Consider the following 22,030-nt stretch of genomic DNA (forward strand, 5'->3'; position numbering starts at 1 on the left):
GGATTACAGGTAATCCCAGATTTCATCGAAGGTTTCGCGCGCGAAATCGTTGCGCCAGGCTTCCGAGTTCTTTTCTCGGCTGACTGCAAACACGGCGCGCCACGTCTGCTTCGGCGCGCTGGTGTAGGTCGCGGCGATCTTTTGCAGGCCCGCCTTGCATTGCTCGACCTTGCAGCCGCTCTTCGCCAGTTGCTGGGCGGCAGGCGCCCACGCTAGCGGTACCTTGACGACCTGGCATTCGAAGCTGACGGCGGCCGTCTGCATGCCGTTTTCCACCGTCACAGGGTCCGCCTTGGTGGCCTTGCAGGCGGCGCCATTCTTGGCGGCGATGACATTGGCGGCCAGCAGCTCGGCGGCCGGCGTCACGGCGGCGCGCATGGCGGCCGGGAACAGGTCGGCGATCAGCTTGCCGGTTTCGGTTGGGAACTGGGCGTCGGCTGCCTTCAAGTCGGTGTACGACGCGTATTCGGCGCTCTGGTGGCCGGCCAGGCGGGTGGGGCGCAGGTAGGCGTTGAGCTTGGCGACGCTGGCTTCATCCTGGTTGATGATGGTCTGGATGTACAGGTTGGCCACGTCGATGGGCGCCAGCTCCACGGCTGGCGCCTCGGCGGCGATGGCGGGCTGGGCCAGCGCCACGGCAGCCGTCAAGGCCGCTGCCAGCAGGGAGGCGCGCGATGTTTGTTGTGCTTGATGCATGTATTTTCTCCATGATTCGATGTCAGTCGCCAAAAGATGCTTTGAGGCAATTCTGGCGCGCGCATTATATATGGTGAAAGTCATAACGTTGCACACATTAGGCGTCTGTCTTGCTCGCCGCTTCAAGCAAGGCCAGCAGCAGTTCCTTGCGGGGCCCTTGCGCCTTGCGCGCCAGGGCCGCCAGTTTTTCCAGTCTGCCCCAGATGGGATACAGCATGTGTTCCACCAGATAGCCTTCCAGGCCCTGCAATTGCCGGTACAGGCAGTCGAGTTTTTCCACGTCCTCGAAGTCCGCCTGGATTTTCAGTTTCACGTTATCCGTGCAGGCGCGCAAACACGCCGTCAGCACGGGAATGGTGGCCGTCGTGACGCCGAAGGTGGCGGCGTAGGCCGTCGTGAACTGGTCCTGCACGGACTGGTGTTCTTCATCGACGTGCGCCATGTAGTGCTGCACCAGGGGGAAATGGCGGGCGTCGAGCAGGCCCAGGCCGAACACGGCATAGCTGCCGGGCATGCAATTCTTTTCGCCTTCCGTGTCGGCATAGAATTCGAATTGCTCGATGGCCGCGCGCGCATACGCTTCCAGTTGCGGCTGCAGGCTGGCATGGGCGAGGGCGTTGGCAAAGAAGCGGTGCGTATCGGATTTCGCCAGCCCCTTGATGGGCAAATATGTCTTGACCTTGGATTTGAGCTTGATCTGGTAGCTTTTAGGGAAACCGTTGTTCAGCAGGTGCGTGATGAAGGCCAGCGCCTGCGCATACGCGTCTGCTTCTTCCCGGGCGATGGCGATGGTGATGGTGGCAAACACATCGTTGGCACGGCATTCCAGCAGCGCATTTTTTACGTGGATGTCGGCGTCGGGGAAGGTGCCGCTGCCTTCCTTGAGCATGCGCACGGCCCGTTCGCTGCCCAGTTCGCGCGCGATTTCCAGGAATGTGAGGCCGCGGGACTTGGCGTAGCTGGGTTCGTATCGCAATATCATCACGGCGACGTACAGCAGCAGGTCAATCGGCTGCTGCGCCTGCCCATCGGGCAAGGCGCCCGCCTTCAGGGCGTATTCGGTGGCGCGGTAGGCGGACAGGCTGCGGTCGTAGTACAGGGGCAGGAAATCGTTTTCCGCCCATTGCGTGATGGCGCGGATGATGTGGTGGCGGTGCTCGGCCAGCGTGTCCGGGCGCGCCTTGTTCAAGGCCTGGATGCGCTCGAACTGCGCGATGATCCAGGCCACGTCCGCTTGCGGGAACAGCTGTTTGTCGAGCAGGTGGCGCGCCAGGAAGAACGTTTCCAGCGGTGGCGTCGGCTCGCTGCCTTGCGCCAGCGTGTGTCCGACGTATGCGTGTATATTCGACAGCAAGCTTTGCCGCTTGCCGTCGTTGACGTATTCCAGCAAGGTCAGGTGCAGCTTGCCCTGCGTCGTCTGGAACTTGCCGCGGAACGTGAAGCGGTAGTCGATCATCGGCGTGTCCACCAGCGGCGCCAGCCGGGCTTGCACCAGCGCCGTCAGCTGCGGCGCGATCAGCTCGCGCACTTGTGCATCGTCAAGGCGCGCCGGGGTCCTGGGGCGTTCCTCGTCGTCGTAGCCCAGGTCGAAATCGTCGGCCGTGGTACGGCCCGGCTTGTAGTCGAGGATGAAATCATTGAAGATACCTGCTTGCAAGGTCGTGCGCTTGATAGCCTGCTCCAGGTCCGTGCGCTGCAGGCGCTCATCGAACCAGGCATGGATGGCCGCGGTCATTTCGGCTGTTACCTGCTCTTGCAGTGTGCTCATCGTGTGTTGCCTCTCCATTCATGTTGCGTTTGCGCTATTGTTGCGCGGCAGTATAAAACATGCGGCGCCGGCGCGCCGTGCACAACGGTGTCCGGGGCGGGCGAAGAGCGTGATCTTTCGCGCAATGTTGCATGCCTGGCCGCTGTGCGGCGCATGGTGGCGCCATTTTTGTATTTCCGCACAGATCGTCAAGTAAATGCAGGTATGGCTGGACGGAAATGTTACATCTCGGTATTCTGCGCATCTGATACTTATTTCTATACAGAAAAAGGTAAGAGGGGGGCGAGCGGCCGCGGCAACGGGGCGCGCGCCGCCAGGCAAGGTCAGGCATGCAAAGGTGAAGTCGTCCGCTTGCCCAGCGATTTATCGTGGCGGGCCTCGCAGCGGGCAGGGAACAGTGCTGTCATCTTTAAAATAGTAGAAGAGGTTGCTCATGGATGCAGAAAAGGATGTTGTGTACGGTACAGAAGATTTGTTGATGAGTTTGTGCAACTCGGTGGTTCGGGTGCTCAACGTTGCAACGCAAAGTAAAGTCAATTATTCAGGCATGGTGCAGCGCATCACCAAGACGGGCCTGAAGCCGGACATCGGCTGTTTCGTCATGTTCGATGGCGGTTTCACGGGCCTCGTCGTGCTCAATTTTGCCGCCGATACGGCGATGGAAATCTACGAGCGCTACATGCTGCACATGGGCATGCCGAAGTCGGAGCTGGCCAGCTTCTACACGTCGGACGAAGTGTCGAACATCATGGGCGAGCTGATGAACCAGATCGTGGGCGATTTCACGGGCAAGGTGCGGCGCGAACTGCAAACGAATATTACCCAGAGCCAGCCGAAGATGCTGGTGCTGAACAAGCAGGTGATGCTCAGCGTCGACACGCCGCTGGACCGCCCGGAAATGCGCCGCGTCACCTTCTACACGGAAAAGAACAATATTTTCTATCTGGAACTGGCGATCGACCGCACCGAGTTCATCAAGCTGCACGATTTCGATTCGCGCGAAGTCGATGCCGACTCGCTGATGGATGGCGAATTTGCGAACCGCGAACGCGATGCCGCCCCGGCGCCTGCCGCGCAACCGGAAGACGACGACAACGCCGACCTGCTCAAGTCCCTGGGCATGTAAGCAACTGTTGCTGATAGCGGCCGGCGGCATGTGTGCTGCCGGCCGCTGTCGTTTACCGCCTACAATGCGGCCTGCAAGGTCTTGCTCATGAATACGCGGCTCGTCCCTTCGGGGCTGCAGGCAATCTCGCCGAAACGGCGCCAGCCCCGGCGCTCGTAAAATTCGGGCGCCTGGAAACTGATGGTGTACAGCACCGCCGAAGCGCAGCCGCGCCGGCGTCCTTCTTCCTCGAACTGTTCCAGTATCCGGCTGCCCAGGCCCCGTCCCCGCAAGGCCGCGGGCAAATAAAACAAGTCGAGAAACAGCAGGCCCAGCGAGGTCCGGCCCATGGCGCCGCCCAGCACCCGCTGGCTGTCGCGGTCGCGCACGACCACGCTCAATACCTGCCTGTCCTGGTATCCCGTGATGGCATCGTTGTAGGCATTCAAGCCCCCGAGGATGGTTTGCTCGACCTCCGCATCGATCATGTCGCTGACGCACATGGTGTAGGGGAGGTCGTTGGGCGGCGTGGCAGGCATGGCGGACAAGAAAAGAGTAAATAACTGTATGAATATACAGTATTTCAGCTGTTTGCGTCCATTTTATTGCGGCAACGTCAATGTTTCCATCCGGCGAGTGCCGACCATGCCCGCTTGCTGGCTGTCATCGAGCGACCAGTATTCGAGCGCATAGACATAATCGCCGTCGACAAAGGTCAGCGTTTCCTTCTGGCGGCCGCTGGGGGCCTTGTAATACAGGCGCCGCGCGGGCTTGCCAGCCACCGTCTGATGGAATGACTGGGGAGAAATGGTGACGCGCTTGCCCGTCTTGCCCGCCATCGACATGGCCGTGATCGTCACATAGGCCCGGTCCGGGCAGCGGGCCAGCAGGTGGGCGCCGCTCAGGACGGTAGGCTGCTTTTGTTCCAGCGGGAAGCCGAACGGTTGCACGCCGACGATATCGAGGCACCCCATCTGCTGCGCCAGGGCCGTCAGCGCGGCCGGATCGAGTGCGCTGGAAAAGTGCCTTGCTTCCGCCTGCGCCTGGCCCAGCGCCCAGCGGCGCTCCAGCTCGGCCAGCGAAATATCGCTGGGCACGGGCAAGGGCGCGGGGGCGTCGGGATCGGCGGCCCTGGACGTTTCCGCCCGCATGCGCGCGGCAATGGAGTGGCTGCGCTCGGCGGCAGTGGCCCCATCCAGGGCCTGGGCCTGGGCGAACGGCGCGGCGCTGGCCAGGCCGAGTGCCATGGCCAGCGATAAGTGTGTCAGCATGAAATCTCCTGCCATCTCCTAAAGATGGCACGCATTGTGTACCGGATTGCCTGCGCCTGCGCGCACGCGGTGCCGCGGCGTCGCATGTTCACGCGATGAGCACGATTAACGCGCGGCCATCGCCGACGCGATCTCGATCGAACTGAGTTTCCAGCCCCACACGCCATGGCGCTGCAGGACCAGCGCGCCATCCTGCGCATTGCCATCCTTCGCCCGCACGACGAAGGTGTTGACGCCCGTATAGCCTGCCGTATAGCTGGCCTTGTTCTGTGCGCCGCCGGCCGGGCCATCCGCACTGGCATCGGCTCCCCCTTGCGGGCTGACGGCGCTCTTGTTGACCAGCGCGACGACGCCGGCGGGCGAGACCATGGCGTCGACCATCTTGCCCAGCATGGCGCCGGCAATCGACTGGCCCAGGGCCGCCAGCGGGTTGTCGCTGCCGGCCGTCGCCTCGATGCTGCGGGCCATGCCCGCTTCCAGCTGCGTCTTGACGCTGGCGCGCAGGGCGGGGAAGTCCACGTGTCCGGCCAGGGCGTCGGCATTGCGTTCGGCCAGCGCGGTCTTGATCTGGTGCAAGGCATAGTACGGCGAAGCGTAGGCGGTGGCGGCGATGGCAATGGCGGCCACGGTGGCGGCGATGGTGATTTTTTTCAAGTGAAGCCTGGGATACTGAAATGGTTGAGAGGTTCCCGCACGGCGGCAATGCCGGGTACAGACGAGCACGCAGCCTACCTGCTAATGACGAATGCGGCAATAATTTATCGATCATTGCGCGATGTCCGGCGCCTGAACGGGTGCGTCGCCCGCCTATTGATGTGCACCCGACGTTGCCGCTTTGATCGCCGCATCGTTCAGATTGTCCTCCAGCGAAGCTGCGCTCTTGCCTGACTGGTTGGCCAGATCGAGGACCGCCAGGAATAGGCTGGCGCGACTTTGATAGCGCTGCACATCGGAAATTGCCTCGCTGATAGGGTAGGTATCTGTAGATTGCGTCATTTTCGAATTGATGACGGTCTTGTCGGAAGAGCGGCCTACTTCCATGGAGTTGATAATCGCCCGCATGGTTTGCTGGGCGAAGAAGTTCTTGTCTACCGTTGCGCGCGATCCCTTCAATAGCGTTGATGCGGCGCCCAGGTTGCTCTTGGCCATCAGCCCGCCGGTGAGCGTGGTTGCCGTGGATAAGAGGAGTTCAGAGATGTCGGCCGCCGTATCGCTGCGCACCCGTCCGGCCAGCAGATCGTTTTTGAACTGCAGGTAATTATGGTCCGCGATGGCCATGAAGTCCCGAACGATACCATTGCGTATGATTTTTCTTTTTGCTTCCGACGTGTCGTAAGTCTTCCCGTCTATCCTGTTGATTACCGACTTTTTTTCTTCGATGATCAGGCTTTGCAATGACTTGTCCGATTCCAGTTTTTTCAGGGTCGAGGCAATATCGGATAATTTTGTTTTTCTCGCATCGATTCTATCCTGTGCGGCAGCTATTTGCGCGTCGGGCGGCGAGGCTTTTCTGTTGAGCGCCAGAATCTCTTTTTCCAGGGATGCCAGGCGATTTTCTTCGATTGCCTTAAAGCTCAGGTATCTGGCGGTTTCAGCATCGATCGCCTGCAAGTCGCTGGTCAGTGAGCGGATGTCGGCATTGGCTTGCGCTCTGGCGAGCGCATCGTTTTTCCTGGCGTCCGTATCCAGGTCCACGCCCTCGAGGGCGTCGTATTCTTCCAGCCGTTGCCGCAGTTTCGGGCCCGTGGATTGATCGGCGGGTTGATATTTCTCTGTTAATGAATTCATGTAGGACGCGCCAAAATCGATTTGCGCCGCCTGATCTTTGGGGGTGGGGAGCATGCCTCCGCAGCCGGCCACGGAAAGCACAATGGGAAGCGCCAGGCGCACATGAAATTTCATATTCCCTCCCAATGGGTGAAATGGGTGAAATGAAAAGCCGGGGATTTTTTACTGCGTAGGATAATTCCTACTAATTGTAGTGTGTTTGATATTAATAATTCTCATCAATTGTCACGCATCGCGTGCGATCCCGGGGCGCGAGAGCGCGGCTGCCGCGTCTCGCGCCCGCCAGCACGGTAGTCGGCACTTGATGTGGGGCATCGCCAGGCGCCGCTCACCGGGCTGCCTGCCTGGCGCGCGCCGGTCCATCCACCGTTGAACATGCAAGCGGAATATGCAAGCGCCAGCAGGCGCTATACAGTAGCCCATGGCCGGTACTGTATAATGGGAGAAAAGTACTTAACTACCTGTTTTCACTGGATAAAGACCTCACTAATGCTTTCAACCGCAAATATTACGATGCAGTTTGGCGCCAAGCCATTGTTTGAGAATATCTCCGTCAAGTTCGGCGACGGCAACCGCTATGGCTTGATCGGCGCGAACGGCTGCGGCAAGTCGACGTTCATGAAGATCCTGGGCGGCGATCTGGACCCGTCGGGCGGCAACGTCATGCTCGATACCAACGAACGCCTGGGCAAGCTGCGCCAGGACCAGTTCGCGTTTGAAGACATGCGCGTGCTCGACGTCGTCATGATGGGCCACACGGAAATGTGGGCGGCCATCCAGCAGCGCGACGCGATCTACGCGAACCCGGAAGCGACGGACGACGACTACATGCAGGCGGCCGAGCTGGAAGGCAAAGTGTCCGAATACGACGGCTACACGGCCGAATCGCGCGCGGGCGAGCTGCTGCTGGGCGCCGGCGTCGCCATCGACCTGCATCAAGGCCCGATGAGCAATGTCTCGCCAGGCTGGAAGCTGCGCGTGCTGCTGGCCCAGGCGCTGTTCTCGAACCCGGACATCCTGCTGCTCGACGAGCCGACAAATAACCTGGACATCAACACGATCCGCTGGCTGGAAGACGTGCTCAACGAGCGCAACTCCACCATGATCATCATTTCCCATGATCGCCACTTCCTGAACCAGGTGTGCACCCACGTGGCCGACATGGACTACGGCACCCTGAAGATTTATCCGGGCAACTACGACGAATACATGTTCGCCTCGACCCAGGCGCGCAACCAGCAGCTGGCCAACAACGCGAAAGCGAAAGACAAGGTTGCCGAGCTGCAGGAATTCGTGCGCCGCTTTGCCGCGAACAAATCCAAGGCCCGCCAGGCCACGTCGCGCGCCAAGCAGATCGAAAAGATCAAGGTCGACGACATCAAGCCATCGTCGCGCGCCTATCCGTTCGTGCGTTTCGACGGCGAAAAGAAATTGCACCGCCTGGCCGTGGAAGTCGAGAACATCTCGAAAGGCTTCGACCGCCAGCTGTTCAAGAACTTCAGCATCCTGGTCGAAGCGGGCGAGCGCATCGCCATTATCGGCGCCAACGGCGCCGGCAAGACCACCATGCTGCGCTGCATCGCGGGCGACATCGCCGGCCTGCAGCCGGACCAGGGCCGCGTGAAGTGGGCGGAAAACGCCAACGTGGGCTACATGCCGCAAGATCCGACGGAAGATTTCGCCAAGGACACGAACCTGACCGACTGGATCGGCCAGTGGACGAAAGAGGGCGACGACGACCAGGCCGTGCGTTCCATCCTGGGCCGCTTGCTGTTCGGCGGCGACGACGTGAAAAAGGCCGTCAAGGTGCTGTCCGGCGGTGAAAAAGGCCGCATGATGTACGGCAAGCTGATGCTGGGCCGCCACAACGTGCTGATGCTCGATGAGCCGACCAACCACATGGACATGGAATCGATCGAATCCTTGAACATCGCGCTGGAAAAATACGCGGGCACACTGATCTTCGTGTCGCATGACCGCGAATTCGTCTCGTCGCTGGCCAACCGCATCATCGAGATCAAGGAAGATGAAGTGGTCGATTACCGCGGCAACTACGAGGACTACCTGAAGAGCCAAGGTATCGATTAAACACCTGATCAAACCTGCTGCGCGTCGCGCTTTGCGGCCTGTGATGCTCACCGTGCTTCAGCACGGTTGTGCTTCTCGGCCGCAAGGGGGCGCCGAGCCTCGCTGCCTCGCGCTACGGTTTTATCAGGCGTTTGGAAAGCTGGTGGTGTACTCTGGTATCACCACACCGACGCGCCGCGGTCCTTTCGTTCCGGCGCACCTGCTGTATTGCGTTCGTGCCGGTCTATCCCGTTTTTGTTTGACACAGCCATGCAAACTTTAGCCATCAAATCCGTCGAGTATGAACACCCGCAAGACGGAGCCAGCTGCACTGCCCACGCCTGGGCACGCACGCCAGCGACGCCGTCCCCGGCCGAAAAAGCCGAACTGATCACGCGCATCAAGCGCCTGCTGACCGAGCGCGAAGCCGTGCTCGTTGCCCACTACTACGTTGATGCAGACCTGCAGGACCTGGCGGAAGCCACGGGCGGCTGCGTCTCCGACTCCCTGGAAATGGCCCGCTTCGGGCGCGACCATCCGGCCAAGACCCTGGTCGTGGCCGGCGTGCGCTTCATGGGCGAAACGGCGAAGATCCTCAGTCCCGAAAAAACGGTATTGATGCCCGACCTCGATGCCACCTGTTCGCTCGACCTCGGCTGCCCGGCGGACGAATTCACGGCCTTCTGCGATGCCCATCCCGACCGTACCGTCGTCGTCTACGCCAATACCAGCGCGGCCGTGAAGGCGCGCGCGGACTGGATGGTGACGTCGTCCATCGGCCTCGACATCGTGGCCCACCTGCATGCGCAGGGCAAGAAAATCCTGTGGGCGCCCGATAAACACCTGGGTTCGTATATCCAGAAGGAAACGGGCGCCGACATGCTGCTGTGGCAGGGCAGCTGCCTCGTGCATGACGAGTTCAAGGGCATCGAACTCGATCTGCTCAAGGAAGAGTATCCGCAAGCCAAGGTGCTCGTGCATCCGGAGTCGCCCGCGAACGTGGTGGCGCTGGCCGACATGGTGGGTTCCACGTCGCAAATGATTGCGGCAGCGCAAACTATGGACACGGACACCTTTATTGTCGCCACCGACAACGGCATCCTGCACAAGATGCGCGCGGCCGCGCCTGGAAAACGCTTCATCGAAGCGCCCACGGCCGGCAACAGCGCCACGTGCAAGAGCTGCGCGCACTGCCCGTGGATGGCCATGAACGGCTTGCTGAACCTGGCGCAGACGCTGGAAAACATGCACAACGAAATCCACGTCGATCCCGCCGTCGGCCAGCTGGCCGTGCGCTCGATCAACCGCATGCTCGACTTCGCCGCCGCCAAGAAGGCGGGCCTCAAGCCGGGCGCGGACCTGGCAAAAGAAACTAAATTGTTCCAAGGAATCGGTCCAGCATGAGTACCCTCGTTAATTCTTTCGCTCCTTTCGATCCCGCCCTGGCGCGCGCGTTCGAAGGCAATTTGCTGGCCGCCTTGCTGGAAGACGTGGGCCAGTGCGACCTGACGGGCGAGCTGGTGCCGCCCGACCATCTCGTCACGGCCAGAGTCGTCGTGCGCGAAGCAGCCGTGCTGTGCGGCGCGCCATGGTTCGAAGGCATCATGAAAAGCCTGGACCGCAGCATCGACATCGCTTGGCATTACGCCGAAGGCGACATGATGACGGCCGACAGCGTCGTGTGCACGATCGAAGCGCCGGCGCGCGCCTTGCTCACGGCCGAGCGCAGCGCCCTCAATTTCCTGCAGCTGCTGTCGGCCGTGGCCACGGCCACGCGCCGGTATGTGGACGTGATCGCCGGCACCAGGGCATCCATTTTAGATACGCGCAAGACCTTGCCGGGCCTGCGCCTGGCGCAAAAGTATGCGGTGCGCGTGGGCGGCGGCAAGAACCAGCGCCTGGCCCTGTACGACGGCATCCTGATCAAGGAAAACCATATCGCGGCCGCGGGCGGCGTCAGCCAGGCCCTGGAAAACGCGCGCAAGCTCGACGCGGGCGTGCCCGTGCAGATCGAGGTGGAAACCCTGGCGCAATTGCAGGAAGCGCTCGATGCGGGCGCCGTTTCCGTGCTGCTCGATAACTTCAGCAACGATATGATGCGCGAAGCCGTGGCCTTGACGCATGGCCGCGCCTTGCTGGAAGCGTCGGGCGGCATCAATTTCGACACCGTGCGGGCCATCGCCGAAACGGGCGTGGACCGCATCTCGATCGGCAGCCTGACCAAGGACGTGCGGGCCACCGATTACTCCTTGCGCATCGTCGGCTGATGCGGCGGGCAGGGCGGCGCCTGCTGGCCTTGGCGCTGCTGTGGCCCGCGCTTGCCGCGCCTCTGCCGGCGCAGGCGCGCGAATTGCTGGCCGTGGGCGCCCAGTTTGCGCGCGTGTTCGAGTACCAGGATGGCGGCGAGTATGGGGGCCTGGGCGCGGAACTGCTGCGCCTGATGGCGGCGCGCACGGGCAATACCGTGCGTTTTCGCATGGTGCCGTGGGCGCGCGCGCAAGCCATGCTGGTGCAGGGGCAGGCCGATATCCTCATCGGCCCCTACAAGACGCCCGAGCGCATCGCCAGCATGGGCTTTTCCGACAAGCCGTTCTATCAGGACCAGATGGTCTTTTATACGCGTCAGGACGCCAGTTTCGCCTGGGATGGCGACTACGCGGCGCTGAAGAACCGCCGGGTGGTGCTGCTCAATGGCTGGGCCTATGGCGCGGACTGGGAACGCATGCGGCCCGGCTTGCAGGTCAGCGTGGCCAACAATGTGGAAAACGGCTTGAAGATGCTCGTGCATAACCACGTCGACGTGTTCGTCAGCAACCGCCGCAATACCGATCCCGTGATCGCCCGCCTCGGCTATGGGCGCCAGGTGAAACCCCTGCCCAGGGTCATCGAAGTGCAGAACGGCTACTTTGCCTTTCCCCGTTCGCCCGCCTTCGACAAGCTGCGCCTGCAGTTCGACCAGGAACTCAATACCCTGATCGAGACGGGCGAACTGAAAAGACTGGGCAAGCGCTACGACGTGGCCGTGCCCTGACACCTGCCTATCTTCGCCCCGTTTGACGCGCCTCAAGCGTCCGGTTAGGCCCGGTTATACCCTGATGACAGGCAGTGCAACGCTGCCCACCACGCGGAAGGGGAACGCCATGAGAACGCATACCAGCAGGCAGATCGTGTACGCCTGTCTCGCCGCGGTGCTGGCCGCCGTGCTGTTTGCCTGCGGCGGCCATCATCACCACAAGCCACCCGTGCTGAGCACGTATGCGGCGACCAGCCTCGTGTCCGATACGGCCGCCGTTCCCGCCGCGCACACGGACGCCAACCTCGTCAACGCCTGGGGCCTGGCTTTCAATCCCCGCGGCGTCGTCTGGGTGGCCGCGAACGGCACGGCGAAGTCCGCCTTGTACGACGGCAACGGCGTGCCCCAGGCGCTGGTGGTCAGCACGCCGGCGGGGCCGACGGGCATCGTATTCAACGGCACGCAAGACTTCAAGCTGAGCCAGAACGGCGTGACGGCGGCCAGTCCCTTCATTTTCGCCAGCGAGAGCGGCAGCGTTGCGGCGTGGTCGCCCACGCTCAGCCCGACGACCGCCGTGGTCGTGTACGATGGCAGCGGGGCCGGCAGCGTCTACAAGGGCCTGGCGATTGCCGCCTATGCGGGCGCCAACTACCTGTATGCGGCCGATTTCCACAACCAGCGCGTCGACGTCTTCGATGCCAGTTTCGCCAGGGTCAGCTGGTCTGGCGCGTTCAGCGATCCCGGCTTGCCGGCCGGCTATGCGCCGTTCGGCATCCAGGCCATCGGCGAGCGCATCTATGTCGCGTATGCCATGCGGCAGGCCAGCGGCGACGATGAACAGGCTGGCGCGGGCCTGGGTATCGTCAATGTGTACGACACAGGCGGCAAGCTGATCAAGCGGCTGGTGAGCGGCGGGGCCTTGAATGCGCCGTGGGGCATGGCGCTGGCGCCAGCCGGTTTCGGCACTGCCAGCGATATGTTATTGATAGGGAATTTTGGTGATGGCAGGATCAATGCCTATGACCCCGCCACGGGCGAGGCGTGGGGAGCGCTGCGCAAGGTGGACGGCACGCCGCTGGTGATCGACGGCTTGTGGGGCATTGCCTTTGGCAATGGGCTCAACAGCCAGCCCGTCAATACCCTGTTTTATGCGGCGGGCCCCAATGACGAGACGCACGGGCAATATGGGCGCATCGACCTGAAATAGGCGGCGCTCGCCGCCAGCCAGGTGACCCTGCGGCAGGCTGGCCTGCTGCAGGGAACGGTGCGCCGTCGCTACACGCCGTTACAGCTGGCGCGCTTCAAACGTGTTGCACTGGGAAATCTGGCCGCTCTCGATACCCTTGCTGAACCAGCGCACGCGCTGCTCCGAGGTGCCGTGTGTAAACGAGTCCGGCACGACATGGCCTTGCGACTGGCGCTGCAGCGCATCGTCACCGATGGCCGTGGCCGCCTTGAGGGCTGTTTCCACGTCGCCCTGTTCCAGGATCTTGCGGTCGGCATTGGCGTGATACGCCCACACGCCGGCAAAGCAGTCCGCTTGCAATTCCAGGCGCACGGACATGGCGTTGGCCTGGCGCTCCGATTGCGAGCGGCGTGCATTGTCGACCTTTTCGGACAAGCCCATCAGATTTTGCACGTGGTGGCCCACTTCATGGGCGATCACATACGCTTCGGCAAATTCGCCCGAGACCTTGAAGCGCTGTTGCATCAGCTTGAAGAAATCGAGGTCCAGGTAGACTTTCTGGTCGCCGGGGCAATAGAAGGGGCCGCTTGCGCTCTGGCCCGTGCCGCAAGCCGTCGGCGTGCTGCCCGAGTACAGGACCAGCTTGGGTTTCACATAGCTGCCGCCTTCCGCCTTGAACAGGGCGCCCCACGTGTCTTCCGTATCGGCCAGCACCGTTTTCACGAAGCGGGCCATCTCGTCCGATTCGGGCGGCTGGCGCGCGGGCGACTGGCTTTGCTGGGTGCTGATCTGGCCGCCACCGCCGCTGAGCATGTTGAGCAAGGTCAAGGGATTGACGCCCAGCACATACGAGCCGACGAGGGCGATGACGATGGTGCCGATGCCGACCGAGCGCCCGCCAAAGCCGAAGCCGCCCCCACCGCCGCCTCCGCCGCCATCTTCGCCACGGCGGTCTTCCACGTTGTCGCTTTCGCGATTGCCTTCCCATTTCATGATATTTACTCCTGCTGCGATTGTGCGATTGATTGTTGACGCCTCAAGATGCCTCTTGCGACGAATCTTGTTATTATCGCAGCAAACCGCGCCGCGACAGGGGCGACAATGTTACCCTTTGCAACTTTCCACCCACTCCACAACAGGTACACGCATGGCACTTGGCAACGATACACGCATTTCGCCCACGGCGGTGGTCCAGGCCCAACTGGACGCCTACAACGCCCACGATGTTGCCGCCTTGCTGGCCATCTATGCTGATGACGCGCAGCAATTCGAGCACCCCGATACCTTGCTGGCCACGGGCGGCGCGCAAATCGGTCCCCGTTTCACGGCCCGTTTCGCCGCCAGCCGGCCACGGGCGCAGTTGCTCAATCGCATCGCCTGCGGCAAGCTGGTGATCGACCATGAAATCGTCCATGGCGACACGCCGGACGGTGTTTCCGCGCAGGAGCTGGTAGCGACATATGAAGTGGTGCAGGGGCGCATCGCGCGCGCCTGGTTCAGCTTTGGTCCGCTGACGCGCTTGCGCGTGGCGCTGCCGGCCGATGTGCCGGGCATGAATGCGCTGATCGCCCGTTCCGGCGTGGAACTGAGCGCAGGGTTTTATACGCAGGAGCAGGCCCAGGCCGTCACGCGCCACGTGTTTGGCGTCGATACGCAGCTCGTTGCCGACCAGACGTATTTCGTGATCGAGCGCGATGATGCCATGCTGGCCTGCGGCGGCTGGAGCCGGCGCGCCACCCTGTATGGCGCCGACCGGGCCAAGAGCGGGCCGGACCCGCTGCTCGATCCGGCCAGCCAGCCGGGGCGCATCCGCGCCTTCTTTGTCGAACCGGCGGCCGCCCGCCAGGGATTGGGCAGCATGCTGATGCGCCATTGCGAGCGCCAGGCGCAGGCCGCCGGTTTCGGCGTGCTGGAACTGGCCGCCACCTTGCCCGGCGTGCCGCTATACCTGGCCTGCGGCTTTGCCGTGATCGAAGAGTTTCATCTGGACTTGCCTGATGACATCAAACTGCCGCTGGCGCGCATGCACAAGCGGCTGTAAGGACCTGCCTTACCAGGGCAACGGCGCCTTTTCGCCGTTGCCATGTTCGCCGTAGTACAGCGACGGCAAGAAGCGCGACAGATAGGTAAATTCGCTGTAGCAATGGCGCAGCAGGTTCAGGCCCAGCACGTCGGGCACGTCGCGCACGGGGTTCAGGCTGTTGCGGCCCAGCAGGAAGCGGCTGCGCAGCACGCAGCCCGTGGGCGTGTCGCGCGCCAGGTGCAGCATTTCGCCATCGAGCGGGTCGCCATGCGGGTCGAGCACCACATGGTCGCCAAAGCCGATGCGGGCGCAGACGGCCGCCGACAGGGCGCCGCTGTCCCTGGCCAGCTGCAGTTGCGCGGGATCGAACACGTGTTTCGGATCGTGGAACTTCAGCTTGGCCTTCACGGGTGGAATGTCGCCCAGCGATTCCACCGCCTCGATCGAGGCGCCGTAGTAACTCTCTCCTTTTTTCCACGCGCTGTTCCAGCCATGGTGCGCCACGTGGTCATGCGGATGCCACCATTTGATGTGCTGCGTCGTCTCGAAAAACGTAAACCACCAGTCCAGCATGCGCCCGCTGCAGCCGTGCAGTTCCGTGCGGGCCGCCACCAGCAGGCAGCCGTCGGGCAGGCGCGTGATGCCCGTTTCCAGGTGCAAGGGAAACGGGTCGAGCAAGTCGCCCGTGCCGGTGATGCTCCATGGGAATTGAATATGCGTGTAGCTCGTCATGTCGTTCTCCTTTGTTAGGGTGAGACAATTATATATTAAAGAAACGTTTAACGTTTCCAAAATATGTTTCAGTGTAAAATTGCCCATCGATCAAGATGGGAGCTGGCATGCAGCAAGAAGAGAGCAAGGCCGTGCGTGGACGGGGCCGCCCGGCGCGGCCGCCCGAGGAAGCGCGCGAGGCGGCCGTGCAGGCGGCCACGTGGCTGCTGCTGCACGAAGGCTATGCGGCCACCACCATGGAAGCGGTGGCACGCCACGCGGGCATGGCAAAGAAGTCGCTGTATCACTATGCGGCCAACCGCGAGGAACTCGTCGCCCTCGTGGTGCGGGGCTGGACGGATGGCTTCCTGCCGGCCATGGCGCACGACGCGGCCGCGCCCGGCGAGGTGCTGCCCTTGCTGAAGGAGATCCTGCAGGCGATGGCGGCGCGCGTGTTGACGGCCGATGCCGTGGGGCTGTTCCGCCTGCTGTGCACGGAGTTTCCCGCGCGCGCGGACTTGCTGGCCGTGTACCAGCGCAACGGCATCGAGCGGGGCACGGCCTTGCTGGCCGAGTGGCTGGGACGCCAGGCCGCGCGCGGCCACGTGACGGCCGGCAATGCGCCTGAGCTGGCCGGCTTGCTGCTGGCCATGGTGATAGCCGAACCGCTGCGGCAGATGGCGCTGGGTTTGCTGGCGCCCGTGCCGGCCTGGGATGCCGGGCCCCGCATCGATGCCGCGCTGCGCCTGCTGGGCGGTTCGGCGTTCAGCGCGGCTGGTGCTTCAGCGCCTCGCGGCGGGTGAGGGGAGACAGTTGCTGGCGGTGTAGGTCGGCAAACGCCGTCACGGCCTCGGGCGCGTGGCGTGCGTAGTCGCGCAAGGCCCAGCCGATGGCCTTGCGGATGAAAAACGCGTCTTCGTGGGCCAGCGCCAGCGCCGCGCCGAATAGCCAGGCCGCATCCGTGTCGCCGCGCCAGCCCAGCTGGTGCAGCATGGCGATGCGGCGCAGCCAGAAGTCGTCGTGGCGCAGGGCCGCATCCATGTGCGCATGGCCGTCGCCGCCGCGCCGCAACTCCGCCTGCAGCACGTCGCCGACGATGCCCGCCATGCCGTCGACGCTGTCCCACCACGCGCGCTGGCGCGCCAGAGCCAGCAGCGCGGGAATGTGTTCCGTCGTCAACTGTCGCCGGTGCAGGGCCAGCATGTCGAGCGCCACGTGCTGGTATTCGCGCTCCGGCTGCTGCCACAGCAGCTGCGCATGTGCCAGCAGCGCCCCCGCATCGATGCCCTTCAGGCCCGCCAGCAGGGCCCTGGCGGCCATCCGCCGCCGCGGCGCGGTCACGCCCAGGAAAACGAACTGGTCGCGCATATAGGCCTGCATGGGCGCCGCACGGCCCGGCTCGGCAGCCGCTTCCAGCGCGGCCTTCAGTGCTGCATGAAAGTCCATCGATTGGTCCATCGCATCCCGTTAAGTTTCAGACGTAAAAAAAGCGCCCCGAAGAGCGCTCTTGTCCAGCCATCCAAACGGCTGATAGAAGCGTAGCGAGCGGCAGCGATTTGTGGCCGAGACGCGCAACCGTACGAAAGTACGGGGCCGCCGAGGCGGTGAGCATCGCAGGCCGCAAAGCGCGACGTGCAGTAGCTTATATCAGGCGTTTTTACTGGATTTTGGCTTTTTTCATCAGTTCATCGCGGTAGGCGGCGAGTTTCTTCTGCTGCAGCGACTCGGCTACCTGGCCCTTGACTTCTTCCAGCGCCGGCAGCTTCGTCGGACGGGTTTCTTCCAGTTTGATCACGTGGAAGCCGAATTGCGATTGCACGGGCGTTTGCGTGACCTGGCCTGGTTTCAGGGCCACCATGGCGTCGGAGAATGGCTTCACGTACGACGCCGGGCTAGCCCAGTCCAGGTCGCCGCCATTGGCAGCGGAACCGTCTTTCGATACTTTTGCCAGTTCTTCGAACTTGGCGCCGCCTTTCAGCTTGGCGATGATGTCTTTCGCTTCCGCTTCGGTGGCCACCAGGATGTGGCGTGCGTGGTATTCCTTGTCGCCCGCCTGCGCCTTGAACTTGTCGTATTCGGCCTTGATTTCAGCGTCCTTGACGGGGTTCTTCTTCACGTAGTCGGCCAGCAGGGCGTTGATGATGATGCTTTGACGGGCATTGTCGATCTGCGATTTGACTTCCGGACGGGTGCCGTAGCCTTGCTTGTCGGCTTCCTGGATCAGCACTTCGCGGCCGATCAGGTCTTTCTTGATGGCTTCGCGCAATTGCGGCGAATCAGCTTGCTTGCCTTGGGCGACGACTTGCTTGACGACCTGGTCAACGCGCGACGATGGGATGGCCTTGCCATTCACGGTGGCCACGTTTTGCGCGAACGCAGGGATCGCGACAACGGCGACCAGGGCTAAGATCAGGCGGGCTGGCTTCAAAATCATGTTCATTCCTAATAAATATACAAAAACCGGTACGGAGAACGCGGCTGCCTTGCAGTTCGCATTCAGGCGCAGAATACACGACCGGCGCCGAAAAGGGCGCCGGGGAGGTCAGTTCTTATTGAACTTTCGCTTTTTTGATCATTTCTTCCTGATACGCTTGCAGTTTCTTTTGCTGCAGCGCTTCGGCGATCTGTGGCTTGACTTCTTCCAGGGTCGGCAGTTTTGCCGCGCGGGTGTCGTCCAGCTTGATCACGTGGAAACCGTTAGGCGTTTGCACCGGGGTCTCGGTGACCTGGCCTTTTTGCAGTTTCACGAAGGCGTCGGAGAAGACTTTCGGGAACGACGATGGGGCTGCCCAGTCCAGGTCGCCACCGTTGTCGGCCGAACCGGCATCTTTCGATTGCTTGGCCAGGTCTTCGAACTTGGCGCCGCCTTTCAGCTTGGCGATGATGTCTTTCGCTTCGGCTTCGGTGCCCACCAGGATGTGGCGTACGTGGTATTCCTTGTCGCCCGTCTGGGCCACGAAGCGGTCGTATTCCGCCTTGATTTCAGCGTCGTTGACGGGATTCTTTTTCAGGTAGTCGCCGACCAGGGCGTTGATGACGATGGCCTGGCGTGCGTTCTCGATTTGCTGTTTCACAGCTGCATCTTTACCGAAACCTTTGTTTTCCGCTTCTTGCATCAGCACTTCACGGCCGATCAAGTCCTTCTTGATCATTTCGCGCAACTGCGGCGAATCCGCTTGCTGGCCTTGGGCGACGACTTGCTTGACGACTGCATCAACGCGCGACGATGGGATAGGCTTGCCATTCACAACGGCAACATTTTGCGCAAAAACAGGTACCGCGACAACGGCGAGTAGTGCGATCAGCAAGCGGGCTGGCTTAAAAGTCATTATTAAATCCTGTTAGGGAAAGTTTCGTAAAAAACGCATGGACAGAAAACGCGTGCATGGCGTTTGCGGCCAGCGGCGTACCAAGTCGCCCCGGTACGCCAAAACGCCATCCTTACACTGCTTCGGACGGCGCCAAGGCCACAATCGCCAATGCATGTATCTCATTATGCATCATATCGTGCACGGAATCATACACCAGTCGATGGCGCATGACGAGCCTGAGCCCCTCAAATTGACTAGAAATAATGCGCAGATTGTAATGGCCACCGCCCGAGGCGGCGCCCGCATGGCCCCGGTGGCGCGCCGAGTCGTCTTCCAGCACGCATTCCAGAGGGGAAAGTGCCGTTTCCAGGCGGGTGCGGATGCGCTGCATGCGCGTTTCCGGCGAAGTATTTTCGGTTAGGGTATTCATCATGCGTCTTCCTTGATGTGTTTGGCCAGGAACAGGGTTTGCGCCACGATGAAGGCAAAGAAAATGCCCGTCGCGCCAAACGCCTTGAAGCTGACCCAGGCAGCCATGTCGCCCTTGTACAGCACGAAGGCCACGAACAGGTTCAGGGCGCCGATGGCGCCGAAGAAGATGATCCATGCGGCCAGCAACTGGTTCCATACGGCGTCGGGCAATTGCACCTGCGCTTCCATGGTCTTGCGGATCAGGTTTTTCTTGAAGCCCACGTGGGCGATCAGGAGGGCCAGGCCGGACAGCCAATAGATCAGGGTCGGTTTCCATTTCAGGAAGAAATCGTCATGCAGGTAAATGCTGGCGCCGCCGAAGACGACAAAGATGAACAGCGACAGCCACAGCATGCCGTCGACCTTGCGGCCGCGCAGCAGCAGATAGCTGACCTGGCAAGCCGTGGCGACGATGCCGACCAGGGTGGCGAGTATCCACGGGGCCTGGTCGGCCTTGATCAGGCCGCCAGACACGAAGCCGGACAGGTATTGCTGCACGAAATCATGCGTGGCCGCTTCATACATGCCGCCCAGCTTGAAGGCGGCGAAGAAGGCGATCAGGGGGAATAGGTCGAATAGAAATTTCATGGCGAGACTTTACTATGAGCGTGGTGTAAACATCTTAGGAATGACTTAGGAGCAACATCGCTGCTCCCATGCGTCATTCCCGTGCCATCAAGGCTGCGGATCGAAGCGCAGGGAGGCAGAATTGATGCAATAGCGTAAGCCGGTGGGCGGCGGACCGTCCGGGAACACGTGGCCCAGGTGGGCGTCGCAGACGGCGCAGACAATTTCCGTGCGCACCATGCCGTGGCTGCGGTCGACGATTTCCGTCACGTTGGCCGGGTCCAGCGCCTGGAAATAGCTGGGCCAGCCGCAGCCGGAATCGAACTTCGTGTCCGACGCGAACAAGGGCGTGTTGCAGCAGACGCAGGTGTAGATGCCGTGTTCGTGGTGGTCCCAGAACTTGCCCGTGAAGGCCCGTTCCGTGGCCGCGTGGCGCGTCACTTCGTATTGCATGGAATCGAGCATGGCGCGCCATTCGGCGTCCGTTTTCTTGACTTTATTCGTGGTCATAATGACTCCTTAGGATGAGCAGCTGACTTCAAGCTGGCTGGCCCAGTCGGGCGGCAGGGCCGCATAGTGCTGGTGTTCGGGCTGTTCGTCAAATGGCTTTTGCAATATTTCCAGCAGTTTCGCCACTTCCGTATAGTCCTGCTGCTGGGCTTTTTCGATGGACACTTGGGCCAGGTAGTTGCGCAGCACGTATTTCGGGTTGACCAGGTTCATGGCGGCGCTGCGCTCGGCATCGATGCTGTGTTCCTGCAGCAGGCGCGCGCGGTAGGCGGCGGCCCACGCATCGAATGCGGGGCGGTCGATGAACATGTCGCGCAGCATCGTGTCGCGTTCGGGGGCGGCCACCTGCAAGGTCGCCAGCGCGCGGAAAAAGTTGGTGAAATCCACGTGATTGGCTTGCATCAGCGCAAACATGCTGTCGAACAGGGCCGTATCGTCGTCTTGCGCCGTGCGCAAGCCCAGCTTGGCGCGCAGCAAGGCATTCATCTTGTCCGCAAAGGCGCCCTGGTAGGTGTCCAGCGCTGCCTGCGCCTGCTCCACTTCGCCGATCAGCGGCAGCAGCGCCTGGCCCAGCGCATAGCAGTTCCAGTGGCCTACCTGCGGCTGGTTGGCATAGGAATAGCGGCCCTGCTGGTCCGTGTGGTTGCAGATGTGTTCGGCGTCAAACGCTTCCATGAAGCCGAACGGGCCGTAATCGATGGTCAGGCCCAGGATGGACATATTGTCCGTGTTCATCACGCCATGCATGAAGCCCACGGCTTGCCAGTGCGCAATCATGTGCGCCGTGCGCACGCACACTTCGGCCAGCAAGGCCTGATATGGATTTGCCGCAGCGCGCAAATGGGGATAAAAGCCGTCGATGACGTAATCGGCAAGGATTTTCAGCTCGTCCGGCTTCTTGCGGTAAAACCAGTGTTCGAACGAGCCGAAGCGCACGAAGGAGGGCGCCATGCGCGTCACGACGGCCGCCGTTTCCACCGTTTCGCGCATGATGCCTTGCTGCGAACCCATGATGGCCAGCGCGCGCGACGTGGGAATGCCCAGCGCCGCCATGGCTTCCGAGCACAGGAATTCGCGGATGGACGAGCGCAGCACGGCGCGCCCGTCGCCCATGCGCGAATACGGCGTGGCGCCCGCGCCTTTCAGCTGCAGTTCCATCGGGCCATCGTCGGTGGCGATGTCGCCCAGCAAGATGGCGCGGCCGTCGCCCAGCTGGCCGGCCCAGACGCCGAACTGGTGGCCCGAATACACGGCCGACAGCGGTATCGAGCGCTCGGCAACCGTATTGCCGCTCAGCAGCGCGACGTAATCCGGCTCGGCCAGGCGCGCGGCATCGAGGCCGACCAGGCGTGCGGCCGGCCCGCTGGCAGCCACGAAATACGGGGCGGGCAGGGGCGTGGGCATCAAACGCGTATAGAACGCGGGCGGCAGGGCCGCAAAGGCATTATCCAGTGGTAAGGTAAGGGCGGTGATGGCAATTCCATTCAATAAGAGGTGCCGGCAGGAAAGGGAAGACAAGCGCCAGCCAAAATACGATTTTACC

Annotated in this window: 23 protein-coding genes; 8 read left to right on the top strand and 15 right to left on the bottom strand. The window is 62.0% G+C overall.

All coding sequences use genetic code 11. The features are described from left to right. Positions 1 to 3: 3 nt before the first annotated feature. Both GCN74_RS04860 and GCN74_RS04865 read right to left on the bottom strand, forming a co-directional pair. Positions 4 to 696 (bottom strand): hypothetical protein, encoded by a 693-nt coding sequence (locus GCN74_RS04860; protein ID WP_152255597.1) that lies wholly within the window; start codon positions 694 to 696, stop codon positions 4 to 6. A 97-nt stretch (positions 697 to 793) separates the two neighbouring features. Continuing rightward, positions 794 to 2,464 (bottom strand): DUF6138 family protein, encoded by a 1,671-nt coding sequence (locus GCN74_RS04865; RefSeq protein WP_152255598.1) that lies wholly within the window; start codon positions 2,462 to 2,464, stop codon positions 794 to 796. 433 nt (positions 2,465 to 2,897) lie between these two features. Here GCN74_RS04865 and GCN74_RS04870 point away from each other — a divergent pair, with 433 nt between their 5' ends. Further along, positions 2,898 to 3,590: a DUF3334 family protein gene (locus GCN74_RS04870; RefSeq protein WP_152255599.1), complete on the top strand. Its 693-nt coding sequence runs from the start codon at positions 2,898 to 2,900 to the stop codon at positions 3,588 to 3,590. Between the two features lie 59 nt (positions 3,591 to 3,649). Here GCN74_RS04870 and GCN74_RS04875 read toward each other — a convergent pair whose 3' ends face one another. The 4 genes from GCN74_RS04875 to GCN74_RS04890 form a co-directional block, all read right to left on the bottom strand. Next, the gene (locus tag GCN74_RS04875; protein WP_413541527.1) at positions 3,650 to 4,108 is read right to left on the bottom strand and encodes a GNAT family N-acetyltransferase; all 459 of its coding nucleotides are present in this window, start codon (positions 4,106 to 4,108) and stop codon (positions 3,650 to 3,652) included. A 63-nt stretch (positions 4,109 to 4,171) separates the two neighbouring features. After that, a complete protein-coding gene (locus GCN74_RS04880) occupies positions 4,172 to 4,840 on the bottom strand; it encodes a hypothetical protein (RefSeq protein WP_152255600.1) in 669 nt (222 codons plus the stop codon). A 105-nt stretch (positions 4,841 to 4,945) separates the two neighbouring features. After that, positions 4,946 to 5,494 (bottom strand): DUF2939 domain-containing protein, encoded by a 549-nt coding sequence (locus GCN74_RS04885; RefSeq protein ID WP_193316969.1) that lies wholly within the window; start codon positions 5,492 to 5,494, stop codon positions 4,946 to 4,948. 153 nt (positions 5,495 to 5,647) lie between these two features. Then, positions 5,648 to 6,742, bottom strand: coding sequence for a hypothetical protein (locus GCN74_RS04890; protein ID WP_152255602.1), 1,095 nt, complete (start codon positions 6,740 to 6,742; stop codon positions 5,648 to 5,650). A 375-nt stretch (positions 6,743 to 7,117) separates the two neighbouring features. On the opposite strand from GCN74_RS04890, the gene GCN74_RS04895 reads away from it, so the two are divergent. The 5 genes from GCN74_RS04895 to GCN74_RS04915 all read left to right on the top strand — a co-directional run bounded on the left by GCN74_RS04895 (position 7,118) and on the right by GCN74_RS04915 (position 12,915). After that, positions 7,118 to 8,716, top strand: a complete 1,599-nt coding sequence (locus tag GCN74_RS04895) for an ABC-F family ATPase (protein WP_152255603.1) — start codon at positions 7,118 to 7,120, stop codon at positions 8,714 to 8,716. A 249-nt stretch (positions 8,717 to 8,965) separates the two neighbouring features. Next, on the top strand, positions 8,966 to 10,099 hold the full coding sequence (gene nadA / locus GCN74_RS04900) for a quinolinate synthase NadA (RefSeq protein ID WP_152255604.1): 1,134 nt from the start codon (positions 8,966 to 8,968) through the stop codon (positions 10,097 to 10,099). Then, positions 10,096 to 10,962 carry a carboxylating nicotinate-nucleotide diphosphorylase gene (gene nadC / locus GCN74_RS04905; protein WP_152255605.1) on the top strand — a complete coding sequence of 289 codons (867 nt, stop codon included), beginning with the start codon at positions 10,096 to 10,098 and terminating at the stop codon, positions 10,960 to 10,962. The genes nadA and nadC overlap by 4 nt, the downstream gene beginning before the upstream one ends. Next, positions 10,962 to 11,726 (top strand): substrate-binding periplasmic protein, encoded by a 765-nt coding sequence (locus GCN74_RS04910; RefSeq protein WP_152255606.1) that lies wholly within the window; start codon positions 10,962 to 10,964, stop codon positions 11,724 to 11,726. Before nadC ends, GCN74_RS04910 begins: the two co-directional genes overlap by 1 nt. Positions 11,727 to 11,835: 109 nt before the next feature. Continuing rightward, the gene (locus GCN74_RS04915; RefSeq protein WP_152255607.1) at positions 11,836 to 12,915 is read left to right on the top strand and encodes a TIGR03118 family protein; all 1,080 of its coding nucleotides are present in this window, start codon (positions 11,836 to 11,838) and stop codon (positions 12,913 to 12,915) included. A gap of 78 nt (positions 12,916 to 12,993) precedes the next feature. Here the strand turns inward: GCN74_RS04915 and GCN74_RS04920 are convergent, their stop codons facing one another. Continuing rightward, positions 12,994 to 13,887, bottom strand: a complete 894-nt coding sequence (locus GCN74_RS04920; RefSeq protein WP_152255608.1) for a neutral zinc metallopeptidase — start codon at positions 13,885 to 13,887, stop codon at positions 12,994 to 12,996. Positions 13,888 to 14,041: 154 nt separating this feature from the next. Here GCN74_RS04920 and GCN74_RS04925 point away from each other — a divergent pair, with 154 nt between their 5' ends. Next, complete coding sequence (locus GCN74_RS04925; RefSeq protein ID WP_193316970.1) at positions 14,042 to 14,935, top strand: GNAT family N-acetyltransferase; 894 nt, start codon at positions 14,042 to 14,044, stop codon at positions 14,933 to 14,935. Between the two features lie 9 nt (positions 14,936 to 14,944). Here GCN74_RS04925 and GCN74_RS04930 read toward each other — a convergent pair whose 3' ends face one another. Next, positions 14,945 to 15,649: a DAPG hydrolase family protein gene (locus GCN74_RS04930; RefSeq protein WP_193316971.1), complete on the bottom strand. Its 705-nt coding sequence runs from the start codon at positions 15,647 to 15,649 to the stop codon at positions 14,945 to 14,947. 107 nt (positions 15,650 to 15,756) lie between these two features. Between GCN74_RS04930 and GCN74_RS04935 the strand changes: the two genes are divergently transcribed. Further along, a complete protein-coding gene (locus GCN74_RS04935) occupies positions 15,757 to 16,431 on the top strand; it encodes a TetR/AcrR family transcriptional regulator (RefSeq protein ID WP_152255610.1) in 675 nt (224 codons plus the stop codon). Here GCN74_RS04935 and GCN74_RS04940 read toward each other — a convergent pair. The 7 genes from GCN74_RS04940 to GCN74_RS04970 all read right to left on the bottom strand — a co-directional run bounded on the left by GCN74_RS04940 (position 16,394) and on the right by GCN74_RS04970 (position 21,939). After that, positions 16,394 to 17,074 (bottom strand): DNA alkylation repair protein, encoded by a 681-nt coding sequence (locus GCN74_RS04940; RefSeq protein ID WP_226938867.1) that lies wholly within the window; start codon positions 17,072 to 17,074, stop codon positions 16,394 to 16,396. The two genes, GCN74_RS04935 and GCN74_RS04940, sit on opposite strands and share 38 nt — an antisense overlap. Before the next feature lie 211 nt (positions 17,075 to 17,285). Then, positions 17,286 to 18,062 (bottom strand): peptidylprolyl isomerase, encoded by a 777-nt coding sequence (locus tag GCN74_RS04945; RefSeq protein WP_034756072.1) that lies wholly within the window; start codon positions 18,060 to 18,062, stop codon positions 17,286 to 17,288. A gap of 115 nt (positions 18,063 to 18,177) precedes the next feature. After that, entirely contained in the window at positions 18,178 to 18,957 is a 780-nt protein-coding gene (locus GCN74_RS04950; RefSeq protein WP_152255612.1) for a peptidyl-prolyl cis-trans isomerase, read from the bottom strand. A gap of 112 nt (positions 18,958 to 19,069) precedes the next feature. After that, entirely contained in the window at positions 19,070 to 19,372 is a 303-nt protein-coding gene (locus tag GCN74_RS04955) for a BolA family protein (protein ID WP_413541525.1), read from the bottom strand. Further along, entirely contained in the window at positions 19,369 to 19,998 is a 630-nt protein-coding gene (locus GCN74_RS04960) for a septation protein A (RefSeq protein ID WP_046682773.1), read from the bottom strand. Before GCN74_RS04960 ends, GCN74_RS04955 begins: the two co-directional genes overlap by 4 nt. Positions 19,999 to 20,085: 87 nt before the next feature. Then, entirely contained in the window at positions 20,086 to 20,487 is a 402-nt protein-coding gene (gene msrB / locus GCN74_RS04965; RefSeq protein WP_070218372.1) for a peptide-methionine (R)-S-oxide reductase MsrB, read from the bottom strand. A 9-nt stretch (positions 20,488 to 20,496) separates the two neighbouring features. Then, positions 20,497 to 21,939, bottom strand: coding sequence for a protein adenylyltransferase SelO (locus GCN74_RS04970; protein ID WP_152255677.1), 1,443 nt, complete (start codon positions 21,937 to 21,939; stop codon positions 20,497 to 20,499). Positions 21,940 to 22,030: the final 91 nt, after the last annotated feature.

The sequence above is a fragment of the Janthinobacterium sp. FT14W genome (assembly GCF_009208755.1).
GTDB lineage: Bacteria > Pseudomonadota > Gammaproteobacteria > Burkholderiales > Burkholderiaceae_D > Janthinobacterium > Janthinobacterium violaceinigrum.